At 71.7% G+C, this 17,042-nt stretch carries 18 protein-coding genes; 9 read left to right on the plus strand and 9 right to left on the minus strand.

Translation table 11 applies throughout. From position 1 onward, the window contains the following. Window positions 1-18: 18 nt before the first annotated feature. On the minus strand, window positions 19-471 hold the full coding sequence (locus tag ACFO3J_RS31510; RefSeq protein WP_386436801.1) for a VOC family protein: 453 nt from the start codon (window positions 469-471) through the stop codon (window positions 19-21). 245 nt (window positions 472-716) lie between these two features. Beyond that, window positions 717-1,469 (minus strand): alpha/beta fold hydrolase, encoded by a 753-nt coding sequence (locus ACFO3J_RS31515; RefSeq protein ID WP_386436804.1) that lies wholly within the window; start codon window positions 1,467-1,469, stop codon window positions 717-719. Between the two features lie 271 nt (window positions 1,470-1,740). Here ACFO3J_RS31515 and ACFO3J_RS31520 point away from each other — a divergent pair, with 271 nt between their 5' ends. Further along, a complete protein-coding gene (locus tag ACFO3J_RS31520) occupies window positions 1,741-2,808 on the plus strand; it encodes a sodium:calcium antiporter (RefSeq protein ID WP_449343663.1) in 1,068 nt (355 codons plus the stop codon). Between the two features lie 140 nt (window positions 2,809-2,948). Here the strand turns inward: ACFO3J_RS31520 and ACFO3J_RS31525 are convergent, their stop codons facing one another. Continuing rightward, on the minus strand, window positions 2,949-3,782 hold the full coding sequence (locus ACFO3J_RS31525; RefSeq protein WP_386436810.1) for a ferritin-like domain-containing protein: 834 nt from the start codon (window positions 3,780-3,782) through the stop codon (window positions 2,949-2,951). Then, window positions 3,779-4,600, minus strand: a complete 822-nt coding sequence (locus ACFO3J_RS31530; protein ID WP_386436812.1) for a ferritin-like domain-containing protein — start codon at window positions 4,598-4,600, stop codon at window positions 3,779-3,781. The genes ACFO3J_RS31525 and ACFO3J_RS31530 overlap by 4 nt, the downstream gene beginning before the upstream one ends. A gap of 215 nt (window positions 4,601-4,815) precedes the next feature. Between ACFO3J_RS31530 and ACFO3J_RS31535 the strand changes: the two genes are divergently transcribed. Further along, window positions 4,816-5,397, plus strand: a complete 582-nt coding sequence (locus tag ACFO3J_RS31535; RefSeq protein ID WP_386436815.1) for a TetR family transcriptional regulator — start codon at window positions 4,816-4,818, stop codon at window positions 5,395-5,397. Window positions 5,398-5,537: 140 nt separating this feature from the next. Next, window positions 5,538-6,971 carry an aldehyde dehydrogenase gene (locus ACFO3J_RS31540; RefSeq protein WP_386436818.1) on the plus strand — a complete coding sequence of 478 codons (1,434 nt, stop codon included), beginning with the start codon at window positions 5,538-5,540 and terminating at the stop codon, window positions 6,969-6,971. Between the two features lie 57 nt (window positions 6,972-7,028). Here ACFO3J_RS31540 and ACFO3J_RS31545 read toward each other — a convergent pair whose 3' ends face one another. Both ACFO3J_RS31545 and ACFO3J_RS31550 read right to left on the minus strand, forming a co-directional pair. Beyond that, window positions 7,029-7,415 carry a PIN-like domain-containing protein gene (locus ACFO3J_RS31545; protein WP_386436820.1) on the minus strand — a complete coding sequence of 129 codons (387 nt, stop codon included), beginning with the start codon at window positions 7,413-7,415 and terminating at the stop codon, window positions 7,029-7,031. Then, window positions 7,405-8,058: a DUF433 domain-containing protein gene (locus ACFO3J_RS31550; protein WP_386436823.1), complete on the minus strand. Its 654-nt coding sequence runs from the start codon at window positions 8,056-8,058 to the stop codon at window positions 7,405-7,407. Before ACFO3J_RS31550 ends, ACFO3J_RS31545 begins: the two co-directional genes overlap by 11 nt. A 262-nt stretch (window positions 8,059-8,320) precedes the next feature. Here ACFO3J_RS31550 and ACFO3J_RS31555 point away from each other — a divergent pair, with 262 nt between their 5' ends. Genes ACFO3J_RS31555 through ACFO3J_RS31575 form a run of 5 tightly spaced genes read left to right on the plus strand, consistent with a single transcriptional unit; the run spans window position 8,321 to window position 12,719 of the window. Further along, window positions 8,321-9,325 (plus strand): metal ABC transporter solute-binding protein, Zn/Mn family, encoded by a 1,005-nt coding sequence (locus tag ACFO3J_RS31555; protein WP_386436826.1) that lies wholly within the window; start codon window positions 8,321-8,323, stop codon window positions 9,323-9,325. 2 nt (window positions 9,326-9,327) lie between these two features. After that, complete coding sequence (locus ACFO3J_RS31560; protein ID WP_386436829.1) at window positions 9,328-10,380, plus strand: metal ABC transporter ATP-binding protein; 1,053 nt, start codon at window positions 9,328-9,330, stop codon at window positions 10,378-10,380. Beyond that, entirely contained in the window at window positions 10,367-11,305 is a 939-nt protein-coding gene (locus ACFO3J_RS31565) for a metal ABC transporter permease (RefSeq protein WP_386436832.1), read from the plus strand. Before ACFO3J_RS31560 ends, ACFO3J_RS31565 begins: the two co-directional genes overlap by 14 nt. Continuing rightward, window positions 11,302-12,168 carry a metal ABC transporter permease gene (locus ACFO3J_RS31570; protein WP_386436835.1) on the plus strand — a complete coding sequence of 289 codons (867 nt, stop codon included), beginning with the start codon at window positions 11,302-11,304 and terminating at the stop codon, window positions 12,166-12,168. Before ACFO3J_RS31565 ends, ACFO3J_RS31570 begins: the two co-directional genes overlap by 4 nt. A 29-nt stretch (window positions 12,169-12,197) precedes the next feature. Then, entirely contained in the window at window positions 12,198-12,719 is a 522-nt protein-coding gene (locus tag ACFO3J_RS31575) for a Fur family transcriptional regulator (RefSeq protein ID WP_386436838.1), read from the plus strand. Here ACFO3J_RS31575 and ACFO3J_RS31580 read toward each other — a convergent pair. From ACFO3J_RS31580 to ACFO3J_RS31590, 3 genes are all read right to left on the minus strand, one after another. Then, window positions 12,701-13,951, minus strand: coding sequence for a hypothetical protein (locus ACFO3J_RS31580; RefSeq protein WP_386436840.1), 1,251 nt, complete (start codon window positions 13,949-13,951; stop codon window positions 12,701-12,703). The two genes, ACFO3J_RS31575 and ACFO3J_RS31580, sit on opposite strands and share 19 nt — an antisense overlap. 216 nt (window positions 13,952-14,167) lie before the next feature. Next, on the minus strand, window positions 14,168-15,142 hold the full coding sequence (locus tag ACFO3J_RS31585) for a magnesium transporter CorA family protein (protein ID WP_386436842.1): 975 nt from the start codon (window positions 15,140-15,142) through the stop codon (window positions 14,168-14,170). 213 nt (window positions 15,143-15,355) lie between these two features. After that, entirely contained in the window at window positions 15,356-16,261 is a 906-nt protein-coding gene (locus ACFO3J_RS31590; protein WP_386436845.1) for an SDR family oxidoreductase, read from the minus strand. A gap of 129 nt (window positions 16,262-16,390) precedes the next feature. On the opposite strand from ACFO3J_RS31590, the gene ACFO3J_RS31595 reads away from it, so the two are divergent. Continuing rightward, the gene (locus tag ACFO3J_RS31595; protein ID WP_386436847.1) at window positions 16,391-16,957 is read left to right on the plus strand and encodes a TetR family transcriptional regulator; all 567 of its coding nucleotides are present in this window, start codon (window positions 16,391-16,393) and stop codon (window positions 16,955-16,957) included. Window positions 16,958-17,042 lie beyond the last annotated feature (85 nt).

Below are 17,042 nucleotides of genomic sequence, written 5' to 3' on the forward strand. Positions count from 1 at the left end.
CGTCAGCTCATGGACGGGTCAGTCCGTGGTGGCCGGCTTGTCGGCGAAGATGCCTTCGAGCAGTCCCGTGGCCTGTCCCACCTCGATCAGGTAGCCGTCGGGGTCGCGGACGTAGCAGCGCAGTTCGGCCTTCCGGTCGATGGGCGGGGTGAGGAATTCGGCACCCCGCGCGCTCCACTCGCGGTAGACGCTGTCGATGTCGGCCACGCGGATGTTGAGGAAGGCGGAGACGGTGTTCGGGTCGTCCGGGGGGCGCAGGACGACCTCCGGCTTGTCGTCCGTGGGGCCGCCGCCGGGATTCATGATGATCCAGCTGTTGCCGAGCCGGACGACACAGGGGTTCTCGTCCAGCACGACGGTGCCGCCGAGCACGTCGGAGTAGAACGACCGCGACCGGGCGACATCGCGTACGGTCTGGAAGTGGGTGAGATAGAGACCGGTTTCCGGGGCGGGGAGATCGGATCGTTGCATGGCGGGACATTCCTTCCGTAGGCGGGAAGTGGTGCCGGCGTCGGGTCCGTAGGCGCTGCTGGTGCGGCTGCTGGGCTGGCTGCTGATCCGGGCTGACGTGTCCGGGCGCCATGCCCGTACTCGCCGAAGATCGCTCTCACCCGGCCCCAAGGACAGTGTCGCATTGTGCCGCCCGGGCACAACCCGGCAAAGATCGCCCGTGGCCGGGACCCGGCGTCTTCCCTGGTCGGAGGGGCGTGGACGGGTCAGGACGGGTCGAGCGACTGCCAGAAATCCGTCAGAGTGTCGGCGGTGGTCCGCGGGTCCTGCGTCATCCAGACATGGCCGAGTCCGTCGAGGGTGACGGTCCGCGCCCCGGTCCGCTCGGCCGTCCGCCGGGAGGCGGCCTCGTCGTTGAAGGGGTCGGCGCAGGGGACGACGACCAGCCCGGGAGTGCGCGCCGCGCGGGGGAGTTCCGCGCCCCAGAAGGCGTGCAGATTGGGGACGGCGGAGCGGTAGAGGTCCAGGATGCTGGCCGCCGTCGTCTCGTTGTCGGCCGCCCCGAGGAGCAGCGCCTGGTCGCGCGGGACGCCCATCCGCTGCAACCGGCCCGCCGTGCTGCCGGGACTGCCGGGGGTCGAGGCCCGGGACGCCGCCCACCAGGCCTCGCCCTCCCCCGGGGTCTGCCAGATGTGGGCCGCGTAGTGCCAGGCGTACGTCGGGTCGTAGCTGTTGGCCACATCCACGGTCCAGCTGCGCAACCGGTCCGTGGTGCTGGCGACCCGCAGGGCCAGCAGTGAGCCCCAGTCCTGGCCGACCAGGTCGATCGGGCCCTCGATGCCGTCCAGGGCCTGGGACAGCCACTGGACGTAGGCGTCCTTGGTGCCGCTGAAACCGGCCGGCCGGGGGGCGCCCATGCCGGGCAGGGTGAGGGCGACCGACTCGACGGGCAGCAGCGCGCGCACGCTGTCCCATATGCGGCCGGTCGCCGGTACGCCGTGTACGAAGACTGCGGGCATGCTGCTCCTTTCCGGTGGGTCACCAATGGTCACCATCGGTCATCGGCGTTCGAGGTCGCTGCTCGCGCCGGGCTCAGCTGTCGGCGTTCGGCCGGCGTTCGGCTGGCGTTCGGCTGGCGTTCGGCTGGCGTTCCGCCATCGCGCGAACACGCCGAGCTTCCGTCACGCGACCACCTATTCAAACGTAGTTCGAATATGTTTCGGGCGCGTGGGTTTCGGCCCGGCCGCGTCGGCGGGTCGCCGCCGGTCTTCAGTGGTGCGGCAGGGCTGGATGGTCCTCGTGATCCATTACGTGTTGCTGGTCGTCTGCGCGGTGGCGATCTATCTCTCCTGCGAGTGGTTCGTCAACGCGGTGGAGTGGCTCGGGCGGCGCCTGGACGTCGGGCGGATGGCGGTCGGCACGATCCTGGCCGCGTTCGGGACCGCGCTGCCCGAATCGGTGGTGACGCTGGTGGCGGTCACCACGGGCGCGAGCGAGAAGCAGAAGAACATCGGCGTCGGCGCGGCGCTGGGCGGACCACTGGCGCTGTCCACCATCGCGTACGGCGTGACCGGGGCGATGCTGCTGCTCAAGCGGCACCGGGAGGTCAAGGCCGTCCGCGAGCGGACCGGCGCCGCCCCCGCCCCCGTCCCCGACCCCGCGCGGCGGCAGGTGCTGGGAGCCGAGCGGGACACGCGCCGGCTGGCCAAGGACCAGGAGTGGTTCCTGCCGATCTTCGTGGTGAAGGTCACCCTCGGGCTGGTCGCCTTCGCCGTCAAGCACTATCTGGGCCTGCTGTTCTTCGCCGCCTACGCGGTGTACTTCTCGCGGGAGATCCGCAGCAGCAGGGCCGGCGGCGACAAGCACGAGGAACTCGAACCGCTCAGATTCCAGCGCAAGGCGGCCTCGCCCGCCACCCGGGCGGTGGTGGCGCAGACGGTGGCCACCTTGCTGGTGATCTTCCTGGCGTCCCAGCTGTTCGTGAAGCAGCTCGACGCGGTGGGCCCGATGCTGGGCCTGTCCAGCGCGGTGACCGCGCTGCTGCTCTCGCCGGTCGCCACCGAGCTGCCCGAGGTGATGAACGCGATCATCTGGGTCCGCCAGGACAAGACCAAGCTGGCGCTGGCGAACATCTCCGGTGCCATGATGATCCAGGCCACCGTGCCCAGCGGCCTGGGCCTCCTCTTCACCCCGTGGAAGTTCGACGCGGCGCTGCTGTGGTCCGGCGTCGTCACCGTCGTGGCGATCGTCTACCTGCTGACCACGATGCGCGCGCACCGGCTCACCGCGGGGCGGCTCACGGTGGCCGCGGCGTTCTACGTCGTCTTCGCGGTCGGGCTGGTGCTGATCCTGGTGTGACCCGGTGCCGGCCCGGCGGGCAGCGGGCAGCCGGAAGCGAGCAACCGGAAGCCGGAAGCCGGAAGCGTACGGGCCGGCCCGCCGTGGGGACAGGGCCGACCCGTACGCGCTGGTGACGGTCCGTCAGGCCGCCGGGACCGTCATACGGTCAGCAGGGCCGGGCTGGCGGCCTTGTCGACGGGCAGGAAATCGCTCGGCACCGGGTACTGGCCGAGGACGAAATTGAGGATCGCCGCGTGCATCGCCTCGACCGGCGCGATGGTGGCCGCGGTCGCGATTCCGGCCGGGCTGGTCACGTTGTAGGTCGCGAAGAGGTACGTCTGCGCGGCCTGGTCCTCCAACTCCAGGGCGAGCTTTGCCACGTCGCCCACGCTCGCCGCCTTGCCCAGCGCCGCGGCGGTGGCGGCCTGGTTGGACAGCGGCACATCGGTGATCGCCCGCTTGCCGGCTCCGGTCAGCACCGAGTTCCAGGCCTTGGCGTGGTCGGTGTGCTGGGCCATCGCGGTGGTCACGAAAGTGGCGACCGCCGGCGGCACCTTGCCCAGCTTGCCGGCCGTCGCGGCGGCCAGCGCCGCGTGATAGGCGCCGACCGCCTGGTTCTCCAGCGCCACCGCCAGGGCGACGACCTTCAGATCGCCGGTGTACGCGCTGGACGCGGAGGTGGGCGGCACGCTGGTGGCGCCCTTGCCCGAACCGGCCGCGGTCTTCTTGTCGCTGCTGGAGCAGGCCGCCAGCGCGAGGCCGGCCGCCACACCGCCCGCGCCGAGCAGGAAGCGGCGGCGGCCGGGGTCGCGGGGCTCGCCCGCCGACGCGCCGGAGGCCGCGCCGCGATCCCTGATCTCGGCGGCCAGGTCCACCGCGCCGGCCCGCATGGCGGGCAGCGTGTCACGGTGCGCGCTCTCCATGTCCCGGTTGAGGCGGGTGAGTTGCGCCTCGCTGATCGGCAGTTCCCACTCGTCGCGTGTCGCGGTCACTTCACGGCCCCTTCGGTGATCGGCGAAGCGCTCTTGGTCGGGTAGAAGCCGTCGGGGAACCCGACGCTGCCCGCGGCGGCCGGCAGTTTGGCGGCATCGGTCGGGATGGTGATCAGCTGCGCCATGTTCCCGGCGAGCAGCGCCTGTACGGCGAGCAGGGTGGCCCGGTGCTGGGCCTCGACCGGGGCCACCGAGGCGAACAGCTTGCGCAGCTCGGTGCTGCTGACCTGGGCGACGTTCTGGGTGTACGTCTGCGCCGCCACGTCCTCCAGCGTGATCGCGAGCTTCACCACGTCCGCCGGGGTCTTGATCGACGGCAGCGCCTGCTTCACCACCGCCGCGTACTTGGGGTCGGGTCCGCTCTGCGCCTTGCCGCCGGCCTGGGTGGCGGCGGCGTTGAACGCCGTGGCGTGCGCCTGGTGCTGCGTGGTGGTCTTGGCGATGAAGGCCGCGACCGTCTTGTTGCCGTTCTTGATGAACGGCAGCCCGGCGGCGGTCTGATAGACGCTGATCGCCAGGTTCTCGATCGAGGCGGCGGTCTGCAGCGCCTTGACGTCGTCGCTGGTCGTCGCCGCGACCGCCCGCATCTGCGTCAGCAGCGCCGCCGCTCCCGCGACCCCCGCCACGGTCCCGCTCCGCCGCCACCAGCGCCGCGACGACGCCTGCGCCCGGCGTTCCCGGGACTCCCGGTCCTCCCGGCTGACTTCGGTGAAGTCCTCCAGTGCGTCGGCCGTGATGCGCACCGCGTCGCTGTTCAAGTCCTGTGACTGCTCGGTCAGTTCTTCCAGCAGTCGGGTGTCGATGCGCTCTGCGCCCATCACGCCCCATCTCTCCGCGCGCCCGATCGGTCGACCAGCGCTCACGTAGGGGACTTCGTCGGCAGCGGGCGGGCGGATTGGTCACAGGATGGCAACGGATCATGGCGGAGAGTAGTACCAACCAGTTAGTTCCTTGGGTGCGGGCAACCTCCGCCGAGCCGGGGCCGAGATAACGAACCGGTCAGGTCGGGCCGGGACCGGGCTACCCTCAAGGTATGGCGACAAAGTCCGAGGAGACCAAGAAGCGGCTGCTCCAGGCCGCCACCCAGGAGTTCGCGACTTATGGGATCGCCGGCGCCCGGGTGGACCGGATCGCCGCGGCGGCCTCGGCCAACAAGAACCTCCTCTATGTCTACTTCGGCAACAAGGAGCAGCTCTTCGACGCCGTCTGCGAGGCCGCCATCGAGGAACTGATGGCGGCGGTCCCCTTCGACGCGCGGGACCTGCCGGGTTACGCGGGCGCCCTCTTCGACTTCTACCGGGCCCACCCGGCCCTGATCCGCCTGGCCCGCTGGCAGGCCCTGGAGCGCCCGGACGCGGCGCCGCTGGCGGGCGCGCGGGAAACGACGCTGCGCAAGCTGCGCGAGCTGGCATCGGCGCAGGCCGAGGGCCTGGTGGACGCCGGTATGCCGCCGGAGGCGCTGCTGACGCTGGTGCTGTCGCTGGCCGGGTCGTGGAGCGACGGTTCCCCCGAGGGCGGGTCCCCGGCGCAGGACGCGGCCGCGGTGAGCGAGCGGCGGCACTGGGCCGTGGTCGCGGTGGGCCGGCTCTCCCGGCCGCCCCAGCAGCGCCCCTAGGGTCCCGGGCGGCTGGTCGGCGGCTGGTCGGCGGCTGGTCGGCGGCTTCGCGGGCGCGGAAATCTCCCCTGTTTGCGTTCGGCGGCGCATCGGCGTTCAATGGAACTAACCAGTTAGATCTGATCCTGAAGGAGATTCCGATGGTCGACTTCGACAAGCTCTTCATCGGCGGCCAGTGGGTCGCCCCCGCCGCGAACGGAACGATCGAGGTCCGCTCGCCCCACGACGACACCCTGGTCGGTCGCGCCGCGCAGGCCACGGACGAGGACGTCGATCGCGCCGTCGCCGTGGCCCGCTCGGCGTTCGACGAGGGCACCTGGCCCACCCTCGCGCCCGAGGCCCGGCAGGCCCTGGTCCGCCGGTTCAACGAGCTGCACGCCGCCCGGGCGACCGAGATCGCGGCGCTGATCACCGCCGAGAACGGCTCGCCGGCCTGGTTCACCCAGTCCGTCCAGGCGTCGCTCCAAGCGCAGACCGACGCCTACCTGCGAGCCGCCGAGACGTTCGGCTGGGAGCGGAAGCTGACCAGCCCCGACGGCGCCCGCTCCCTCGTCCGCAGCGAACCGGTCGGAGTGGTCGCCGCGGTGATCCCGTGGAACGCCCCCCATCAGTCCGCCCTGGTCAAGATGATCCCGGCGCTCCTGGCGGGTTGCACCGTCATCCTCAAGGCGTCCCCCGAGACCGCGCTGGACGGCCTCCTCCTCGGTGAGATCTTCGCCGAGGCGGGCTTCCCCGAGGGCGTCGTCAGCATCCTTCCGGCCGGCCGCGAGACCAGCGAGTATCTCGTCTCCCACCCCGGCGTCGACAAGATCGCCTTCACCGGCTCCACGACCGCGGGCCGGCGCATCGCCTCCATCGCAGGTCAGCAGCTCAAGCGCGTCAGCCTCGAACTCGGCGGCAAGTCCGCCTCCATCGTGCTGGACGACGCCGACCTCGACGTGGTCGCCCAGGTCTCCCCGCAGCTGGCCTTCGGCAACAACGGCGAGTCCTGTGTGGCGCACACCCGTCTGCTGGTGCCTCGCAGCCGCTACGAGGAGGTCGTCGCGGCGGTGGCGGCCGCCGCGGAGCAGGTCACCGTCGGCGACCCGGCCGACCCGGCCACCTTCGTCGGCCCCCTCGTCACCGCCGTCCAGAAGGAACGCGTCCAGGCGTACATCCAGTCCGGTATCGACGAAGGTGCCCGCCTCGTTGTCGGCGGCCTCGGCGCACCCGACGGCCTGGACCAGGGCAATTACGTCCGCCCCACCGTCTTCGCCGACGTCGACAACTCCATGCGCGTCGCCCAGGAGGAGATCTTCGGCCCCGTCCTGGTCATCATCCCCTTCGACGACGAGGACGACGCGGTCCGCATCGCCAACGACTCCCCGTACGGCCTCGGCGGCGGCGTCTGGACCACCGACCCCGACCGCGGCCTCGCCCTGGCCCGCCGCATCCGCACCGGCACCTTCCTCGTCAACGGCGCCCCCTTCGGCTTCGACGCCCCCTTCGGCGGCTTCAAGGCGAGCGGCATCGGCCGCGAGTTCGGCGCTTCGGGCCTGGGGCACTACGTGGAACTCAAGAACATCGCGTTCTGACGCGGGCGGACCGAACCGTCGCCGGAGAGCCGGCGCCGAAGGCGTGAGCGGCCGGGCTCACGGCCACGTGCGTTCGATGCCGTCCGCACCGACGGAGTACGCGGCCGGGCCGCCCTTGTCGACGGCTCGGTGAATCGCGCCGCGGCATATGTGGAGACGTTCGACCATCTCGCTGGTGCGCAGCTGCTGGTTGTTCAGGTAGAAGAGGACAGCCGACCGGTCGAACACCGGCTGGATCTCCCGGTCACGGGTTTTGATCCGACCGTCCTTGGACAGCGGAATCCATCCCTGATCCAGGCCGTGGGCGATCCATTCCGGGTCGGGGATGTCCTGCGCGTCCGCCGGGAACACCTCGCCGATGCGGTGGACGGCCCAGCCGAGGGCCCGCAGCTCGTCCGCGACCTTGCGTCCCAAGTTGCGGTCGAGGAAGAACTCATGCCGCAAGAAGCACCACAGCCCGGCACAGTTCGTCCACCTGATCGGGGTCCATGTCGTACTCGTAGGCGATGTCCTCGATCGACTCGCCGGCCTCCCAGAGGTCCGTCACAGCCTTCACCGGAACGCGGTTGGCGGCTACGACCGGCAGGCCGTGGCCGAAACGGGGGTCGATGACGACCGGCACGCTCCCGTACTGACGCAGTCGCAGGCTGGAGGGGAAGTCGTCGTCGGCATCCCAGGAGAGGTACCGAAGGTACTGGTCGACGACTTCGCGGATGGGCGCCTGCCCGTCGCGGGCGCGGCGCAGGTCGCCGAGACCGTGCTCGATGAAGATGTCGACGCCGTCGGTGGCGATCCGCCGGGACACCAGGCCGTACGGGGTGTCGAACGCGTCGCGTACGGCCCCGGCGGCCTCGCGGATCTGGTTCATCCGCAGACCCAGATTCCGCAGCGAACGCAGGACGTACGCCTCGGCCACGGCGGCGAACGGCACGGAGGGCTGCCCGGACCGTGGCGGCTCGATCTGGTGGACGAGCGGAGCTCCGGCCGCCTTGCCGTTCAGCCAGTCGTACAGCGTGGATTGGGGAATCTGCAGATAGGAGGACGTCTCGGACGGCGTGAGGAGCCCGTCCGTGAATCTGTTGATCATCTCTGCCTCCTCCCTCCTCTTTCCTCTGACCCGCCGATCCTTCCACAGGGGGCCTGCCGCCCGCCGAAGGATCTTCAGGCGTCCGCAGCCTGGTCACCGGCCCTGAGCCCCCGTCCGCCTTCCGCGCGGGAACGCTGCGGCTCCGCGCGCGGTCAAGACTTAGTAATGATTTTCATATCGGACGACACGAGATGGGATTGGAAGTCATTTTCACATAGTGTGCTGCCCAAGGCACCACCCGCACGTCCCGAGGAGAACCACGATGACCCGTCCCGTCACCTTCCCGACGACCCGAGGCGGTCGGCTCAAGCTCGGCCTCGGGGGGGCCGTGGTCGCGGTGCTGGCCGCGACCACCGGCTGTTCGACGTCCTCGCCGGACAGCGGCGCCGACAAGCCGAGCGCTTCGGCGGGCGGGGCGAGTGCGGCCGATGCCGCGGCCGGATCGAGCAAGGTCATCCAGGTGGTGGCCGCCGAGAACTTCTGGGGCAGCATCGCCGGGCAGCTCGGCGGCAGCCATGTGAAGGTCACCAGCATCATCACCAACCCCGACACCGACCCGCACGACTACGAGCCGACCGCGGCCGACGCGCGGACGGTCGCCACCGCGCAGTACGCGATCGTCAACGGGATCGGGTACGACTCCTGGGCCGCCAAGCTGCTGGCCGCCAATCCCGCCCCGCAGCGCTCCGTGCTGACCGTCGGCGACCTCGTCGGGATCAAGGACGGCGGGAACCCGCACCGCTGGTACTCGCCCACCGACGTCCACCGGGTGATCGAGCGGCTGACCGCCGACTACAAGAAGGCCGACCCGGCCGACGCGGCCTACTTCGACGCCCAGAAGTCGACGTTCGAGACGAAGACGCTCGGCGAGTACAACAGCCTGATAGCGCAGATCAAGGCGACCTACGCGGGCACGCCGATCGGCGCCTCGGAATCCATCGTCAGCCCGCTCGCCGACGGCCTGGGGCTGAAGATGCTCACCCCCTACTCCTTCCTCAGCGCGATCAGCGAGGGCTCCGACCCGACCGCGCAGGACAAGGCCACCATCGACCACCAGATCGCGGCCAAGCAGATCAAGGTCTACATCTACAACAGCCAGAACGCCACGCCGGACGTGCAGCAGCAGGTCAAGGCCGCCAAGGCCAAGGGCATTCCGGTGGCCACCGTCACCGAGACCCTCAGCCCCGCCGGTGCCTCCTTCCAGCAGTGGCAGGTGACCGAACTCCAGGGCATCCAGCGGGCGTTGGCCCAGGCGACGGGCAAGTAGCCGTGCAACCGATCACCCGGATCCGCGCCGCCGTCCGGCACGGCGTACCGCGCCAGCCCGCCCGCGGCACGAGCGGCTCCCCGCCGCCGAAAGCAGGGAGGCAGACACCGGCCACCCCCGACCCCGTCGTCTCGCTGCGGGACGCGGCCGTGCGGATGGGCGGGCGCACCCTCTGGTCGCAGGTCCGACTCGACGTCGCCCCGGGGGAGTTCGTCGCCGTGCTGGGGCCCAACGGAGTGGGCAAGTCGACGCTGATCAAAGCCGTGCTCGGGCTGGTGCCCACCTCCGCCGGCGAGATCAAGGTGCTGGGTCAACGGCCGGGCCAGCTCGCCCAGTCGGTGGGCTACCTGCCCCAACGCCGCAGCTTCGACGCCGGTTTGCGCATCCGGGGCCTGGACATCGTCCGGCTCGGCTGGGACGGCGACCGCTGGGGCCTGCCGGGACCCGGTTCGGCCCGCGCCGCTCGCGCCCGGATCGCCGAAGTCGTCGAGCTGGTCGGCGCGTCGGCCTACGCGCACCGGCCGATCGGGCAGTGCTCCGGCGGGGAGCAGCAGCGGCTGCTGATCGCCCAGGCGCTGATCCGCCGCCCCCGGCTGCTGCTGCTGGACGAGCCGCTCGACAGCCTCGACCTGCCCAACCAGGCGGCGGTGGCCGCGCTGATCGGCCGGATCTGCCGGGAGGAGGGGGTGAGCGTGATGATGGTGGCGCACGACGCCAACCCGATCCTCAGCCACCTGGACCGGGTGGTGTATCTCGCCGAGGGCGGCGCGGTGGCCGGGACCCCGGCCGAGGTCATCACCTCGGAGACGCTGACGCGGCTGTACCGTACGCCGATCGAGGTGCTGCGGACCTCCGACGGCCGGCTGGTCGTCGTCGGCCAGCCCGAACCCGCGGCCGTCCACACCGACCGCCACGCGGTACGGCAGGCGGGGGCCGTACCCCGCGACGACCCTCAACCCGCCCAACAGGCAGGGCTCGTACCCTCGCCCGTACCCCCCGCCGATCGTCCCGCGACGCCACCGACAGGAGCCGGGGCCGGTCATGACGATCGCTGACGCGGCCACCGCCTGGTCGTGGAACCCGGCGACCGACATCCAGCAGATGTGGGCGTTCCCCTTCATGGTCAACGCCTTCCGGGCCGGCACCGTCGTCGCCGTACTGGCCGGCGTCATCGGCTGGTTCATGGTGCTGCGCCGGCAGAGCTTCGCCGGGCACACCCTGTCGGCGGTGGCGTTTCCGGGAGCCGCCGGGGCCACGCTGCTCGGAGTCTCCGCCGTCTACGGCTACTTCGCCTTCTGCGTGGGCGCCGCGCTGATCATCGCGGCCATCCCCCGGGCCGGACACGACACCGGCTCCGAGGAGGCGGCGGTCACCGGCACCGTCCAGGCGTTCCTGCTCGCCTCCGGGTTCCTGTTCATCGCCCTTTACAAGGGCTTCCTCGGCGGCGTCAACTCCCTGCTGTTCGGCAGCTTCCTGGGCATCACCACGACTCAGGTGGACGTGCTCGCCGCCGCCGCGGCCGCCGTCCTGGTGGTGCTGGCCGTCATCGGACGGCCGCTGCTCTTCGCGTCCGTCGACCCCGCCGTGGCCGCCGCGCGAGGCGTGCCGGTCCGTGTGCTGGCCGCCCTCTTCCTGGTCGTGCTCGGTGTGGCGACCGCGGCGACCAGCCAGATCACCGGCGCGCTGCTGGTGTTCGCGCTGCTCGTGATGCCCGCCGCCGCCGCGCAGAACCTCACCCCGAGGCCCTCGCTGGGCATGGCCCTGGCGGTGGTCATCGCGCTGGCCGTCACCTGGAGCAGCCTGACCGTGGCGTACTACTCGCCCTACCCCATCGGATTCTTCGTGACGACCTTCGCCTTCGCCTGCTACATGGCCAGTTGGGGCGTACGCCTGCTGCGCGAACGCTCCGGCGGTACGTCCGGCGCCGCGGCGGCCGGCACCCCGGCCCCCGAACTGTGGACCGCGGGGGGCCTGTTGTGAACACCCTGGCCTCCTTCGGGTGGCCCGGCGCGCTCGGGCACCCCTTCTTCCTGCACGCGGTGCTGGCCGGCGCGGCCATCGCGGCGGCCTCGGGCATGGTCGGCTACTTCCTCGTCCTGCGGGCGCAGGTCTTCACCGGGGACGCCCTCAGCCATATGGCCTTCACCGGCTCACTGGCCGCGCTGGCCGCCGGTATCGACCTACGGGTGGGGCTGTATCTGGCCACCGTCGCCGTCGCCGTGCTGCTCGGCACCCTGGCGAGGTCGGGTCGCGCCGACGACGTCGCCATCGGCAACGTCTTCGCCTGGATCACCGGGCTGGGGGCCTTCTTCCTCACCCTCTACACCACCTCGCGCGGCGCGAGTGACGGCGGCGCCGGGGTCAGGGTGCTGTTCGGCTCCATCTTCGGCCTGTCGGCCGGGCAGACCGCAACGGCGTTCGTCGTAGCGGTGGTTGTCTGCCTGCTGCTGCTGGCCGTCTTCCGCCCGCTCCTGTTCGCCTCCGTCGACGAAGTGGTGGCCGCGGCGCGCGGTGTGCCCGTACGGCTGCTGGGCTTCGTGTTCCTGGCGCTGGTGGGAATCACGGCGGCCGAGGCGAGCCAGGCGGTCGGCTCGCTGCTCCTGCTCGGGCTGCTCGCCGCCCCGGCGGGCGCCGCCCAGCGGCTGACCGACCAGCCCTCGCGGGCGTTCCTGCTGTCGGCGGTGCTGGCGGTCGCCGAGATGTGGACCGGGCTCGCGGCCAGCTACGCCATCCCCAAGATGCCCCCGAGCTTCGCGATCGTCGCCGTCGCCACCGCCGTCTACGCCGCAGCCTTCGTCCTCGGTCCGCGCGGGCGCCGGGCCGCGGTGCCGGTCGTGGTCTGACCGCCGCCGCCAGAGAGGGGAGACCTGTTGTGCCGGACCACGACTCCGGTGTGTCGGCGCGGCCGGGCGGCGACGCCGAGCTGCCGGGCCGCCGTACGCACCAACGCCGGTCGGTACTGGACGCGTTGATCGACAGCGACGGATTCGTCAGCGCCCAGAGCCTGTACGGCGCGGTGCGGGCGGCCGGCGTCCACCTCGGTCTGAGTACCGTCTACCGGACGCTGGCCGCCTTCAGCGAAGCGGGACTCGCCGATGTCGTCCGGGACACCAACGGAGAGCGGCTCTTCCGCTTCCGCCCGAGCGGGAACCACCAGCACTATCTGCTGTGCCGCCACTGCGGATTCAGCGACCCGGTCGAATCCTCCGCCGTCGAGGCGTGGGCCCGGACCATCGCCGAGACCTCCGGCTTCGCCCAGGTCGAACACACCGTCGAACTCACCGGCGTCTGCGCGGACTGCGTGCGCGGTGACGCCCAACAGCCGCCGCACGCCGCGCCGGCCGGGGGAGCGACCCGCGCGGCGCGGCCGCCCGGTCAGGCCGGCTCCGCGTAGCGCGGTCCGGCGAACTCCCGTGTTACCGCTTCCACTTGATCCCCGTCCCGCAGGCGGCGCAATCGCACGAGGGCATAGGTCTCATGGCCGTCCACCAGATCGGTGCGGGGGAGACTGAAGCGCTCGCCGGGGACCGGCCACAGGAGCAGCCAGGGGTGCTTGTCGGTGGTGCCCGGACGTGGGCCCACGGTGACGGCCGCGACCTGGTGCCAGCCGAAGACCAGTTCGGTGGCCGCGAAGTCGCGCATGGTGATGCCGTCGGGGCCGATCCGCAGCCGCAGCGGCCGGGTCCAGCGCCGGAAGAAGCGGTAGCCGCCGTACCAGCCGGCACCCGCGGCCAGCGGCCACAGGACGACGACCTGCGCGCCGCCCACCATGTCGTGGGCGAGGACGAAGCGCGCGGTGAGGAAGGTGCCGGCCACCGCCACGGCCAGCGAAGTCAGCAGCCAGGCACCGGTGTTGTGCGGGGAGGAGAAGGTCCGGGGCTCGCTCGGCGCCGAGGGCGACGTGTTCCAGGGGGGCGGCCCGAACTCCCCGAGCGTTCCGGGCGGGAGCGGGAGCACAGGCACCCCGTCCGCCGGCCCGGCGTCGAGAGGCACCGCGTCGGCAGGCACCGCGTCCGCCGGCCCCGCGTCGAGAGGCCCGGCGTCGCCAGGCGCCGCCCCGGCCGCGTAGGCCGCCGCCCCGGGTCCCACCGGCCCGCGCGACCGGCGCGGCGCGCTCTCGAACCGCGAGCCCGCGTACCGCTTGAGCGCCTCGATCACCGCCGGCAGGCCCTGATCGACCTCCGCGCAGTCGACCAGGAGGTAGGCGACGCGGTCGCGGACGTAGCTCCTGCGCCGGCCCGGCAGGGTCACGCCTTCCGCCGGATAGAGGAAGAGGTCGGGGTCCGGGAGGTCCGGGATACGCCCGTTGTCCCACTCCGCCGACTTCCCCGACGACCCCCCGTAGCGCAGTCCGATCCCCTCGATCCGCGCCCAGTCGAGACGCCCTTCCAGCAGCGTGACCCCGTACTCGTCGATGCGCAGCCGGAAGGGCAGCCGCGCCTTCCGCGAGGTCCTGACCCCGGTGAGGACCACCAGCGCCGCCATCGCCATGGCCAGGAAGGCCGTACCGCGGGACTCACCGCGCGCCGCCACCACCCAGCCGATCGCCCCGACCTCCGCGACCAGCCCCCACCCCGTCCAGCGTTTGCCCTGCCTGCGCAGCCGCCCGCTTCTCGTGAACTCCACCGCCCCGCCCACCCCTCGCCACCCCCGACCGCGGGTCCCGTCCCCGCGGCCCCCCGAGGCGTACCGCTGCTCGTGCTGTTCCCCGTTCTACGGTCCCGGCATCCCCGGCGCCCATCCCTTCCGGCCGGGCGCGTCGAGAGTTCGCCCGCGGCTCGCGGGGAGTTAACCCCCTCCGGCGCGGGCGTCGGCTGTCGGCGACTCCGGGGGATCCCGAGATCAGATCCAGTCGCGGCGCTTGAAGGTGGCGTAGAGCAGGGCGGACAGGGCGATCATGACGACGGTCGAGGTCCAGAATCCGGCATGGGTGCCGAAGCCGGGGTAGGGCACGTTCTGGCCGTAGAAACCGGTGACGGCGGTGGGTACGGCGATGATCGCGGCCCAGCTGGTCACCTTCTTCATGATCATGTTCATCCGGTTGCCCTGGACTGTCAGATTGGTCTCCATCACGGTGGTGACCAGGTCCCGCAGGGACTCGGTCCACTCGGTGGCGCGCAGCACATGGTCGTAGACGTCCTGGTAGTACGGCATCATCGGCTCGGTGACGACATGCGCGTCACGCCTGAGCAGCGAGTTCACCACCTCGCGCATCGGCAGGACCACCCGGCGCAGCCGGACCAGGCTCTTGCGCAGCTCGAAGGAGCGGCGCTGGACGGCCTGGATCTCCTTGGGGCTCTCCTGGAAGAGCAGGTCCTCCAGATTCTCGATGGCCTCGTCGAGTTCCTGGACCGCCTTGAAGTGTCCGTCCACCAGATAGTCGAGCAGGCCGTGCACGAGGAAGCCGACGCCGTGTTTGGCGAGGTCGGGGGAGTTGTCCCAGCGCTCCACGACATGGTCGATCCGGCAGTGCTCGCCTTTCCGGATGGTTATCAGCGCGTTGGGCGTGATGAAGGCGGCGACTTCGCTCGCCTCGAACACACCGTTGGCCGGTTCGGTGGTGACCGCGTAGGCGCTCAGGAAGAGGTGGGTGCGGTAGCTGTCCAGCTTGGGCCGCTGATGCTCGTGCCGCGCGTCCTCGACGGCGAGTTCGTGCAGGCCGAACTCCTCGGCGATCATGTCGAAGTCGGCGGAGTCGGGATCGCGCACATCCAGCCAGACCATGCAGTCCGGGTCGCCCACGTATTCGGAGATGTCCTGGACCGGGAAATTCTCCAATTCCAGGGTGCCGTTGCGGTACAAACGGGTGCGCGTCATGCCAGCCACAGTAACGCTGGGCGATGCGCTCCGGAGCGCCGTACGAACAGTCGGTACGGAATGGGCACGGGCCGTATTTCAGCTCGCCGGACCGCGATCGTGGCCGGGTCCGCGCCGGGGCCCTTGGGGGGCGGCGGGCGCGGACCCGGTCCGGTGCCTACCGGCCCGCTCCCGCCGGGGCCGGGGCCGGTGCCCCGCTCCCGGCCTCGCTGATCACGCCGCCGGGTCCTCGAAGTAGTGGCCCTTCTCCAGGTCGTCGAGAAGCCCGGGACAGGTCGGCTGCCAGCCCAGCAGCTCGCGGGTCAGCGCGCTCGACGCCGGGACGTCGGCCGCCAGCAGCGTCGCGAGCCAGCCGAAGTGCCCGCCGGCGTCCTCGCGGGGGATCTCGGCGACAGGCACGTCCAGGTGGCGGCCGATCACCTCGGCGACGGCGCGGATCGGCACGCCCTCGTCGGCGACGCCGTGCAGCGCCGATCCCGCCGGGGCGTTCTCCAGCGCGAGCCGGAACAGCCGCGCGGCGTCGAGCCGGTGTACGGCCGGCCACCGGTTGGACCCGTCGCCGATGTAGCCGGAGACGCCCTTGGCCCGCGCGATGTCGACCAGCAGGCCGACGAAACCCGACTTGAGCTCACTGTGCACCGACGGGGCGAGCCGTACGGCCGAGGAGCGCACCCCGCGCCCGGCGAGGGCGAGCGCGCTCTGCGCGGCCAAGGAGCGGGCGCGCAGCGGGTGGTCGGGATCGGGCAGATCCCGCTCGGTGCCCACCCGCCCCGCGGGGAGCCCGGCCGTCCCGGCGGCGATGACAAGGGGCCGGCCGGAGCCTTCGAGCGCGGCGCCGAACGTCTCTATGACGCGCGTCTCGGTACGCGCCGCCGCCTCGTACTGCGAGAAGTCGTGGTTGTACGCGAGGTGGATCACCCCGTCGGCCCCGGCCGCGCCTTCGCGCAGGCTGTCGAGGTCGTCGAGATCGCCGCGCCGCACCTCGGCCCCGGCGGCGGCCAGGGCGGCGGCCGCGGCGTCCGAGCGGGCGAGTCCGACGACCTGATGGCCCGCGCCGATCAGCTCGGGAACGACGGCGGAGCCGATGAAACCGGACGCGCCGGTGACGAATACACGCATAAGGGGAACTCCCGGGTGGTCGTCCGTCCTCGCCAGGGGGATTCCCGGCGCGGCGACGGAACGATGTCAGTTACTGTCATCAACCGTAGCACCTCGATGTCAGTCCCTGTCATCACGTAGGATCGGCGTATGGGTCGATGGGAGCCGGACGCGCGCGGCCGCCTTGAGCGGGCGGCGATGGAGCTCTACGGCGAGCGCGGGTTCGAACAGACCACCGTGGCGGAGATCGCCAAGCGCGCCGGGCTCACCGAGCGGACCTTCTTCCGGCACTTCGCCGACAAGCGCGAGGTGCTGTTCTCGGGCGCGGCCTCACTCCAGCAGCTCTTCGTGACCACCCTCGCCGAAGCGCCCGACACCGCGGCCCCGATCGACGCGGTGGCCGCCGCCCTGGAGGCGGCCGGCGCGCTCATGCAGGAGGGCCGCGACCGGGTCCTGCTGCGCCAGGCCGTCATCGACGCGAACGCCGAGCTCCAGGAACGCGAGCTGATCAAGCAGGCGTTCCTCGCCTCCTCGATCGCCGAGGCCCTCCGCCGGCGCGGCGTCGCCGACCCGGCCGCCGGCCTGGCCGCCGAGGCGGGGATGGCCGTCTTCAAGATCGCCTTCCAGCGCTGGGTCGGCCCGGCCGAGCCGCGCGACCTGCCCGACCTCATCCGCGACTCCCTCGCCGAGCTCAAGGCCCTCACCGCCGCCGGGTGACCGCCGCCGGGTGACCGCCGGCGGCGGGCCGGAGGCATGTCGTGCGGCCCGCCGACTGCCGGGTGCGGTCCCGCCGGCCTGCGTC

The sequence above is a fragment of the Streptomyces polygonati genome, assembly GCF_042650325.1.
GTDB classification, from domain to species: Bacteria; Actinomycetota; Actinomycetes; order Streptomycetales; family Streptomycetaceae; genus Actinacidiphila; species Actinacidiphila polygonati.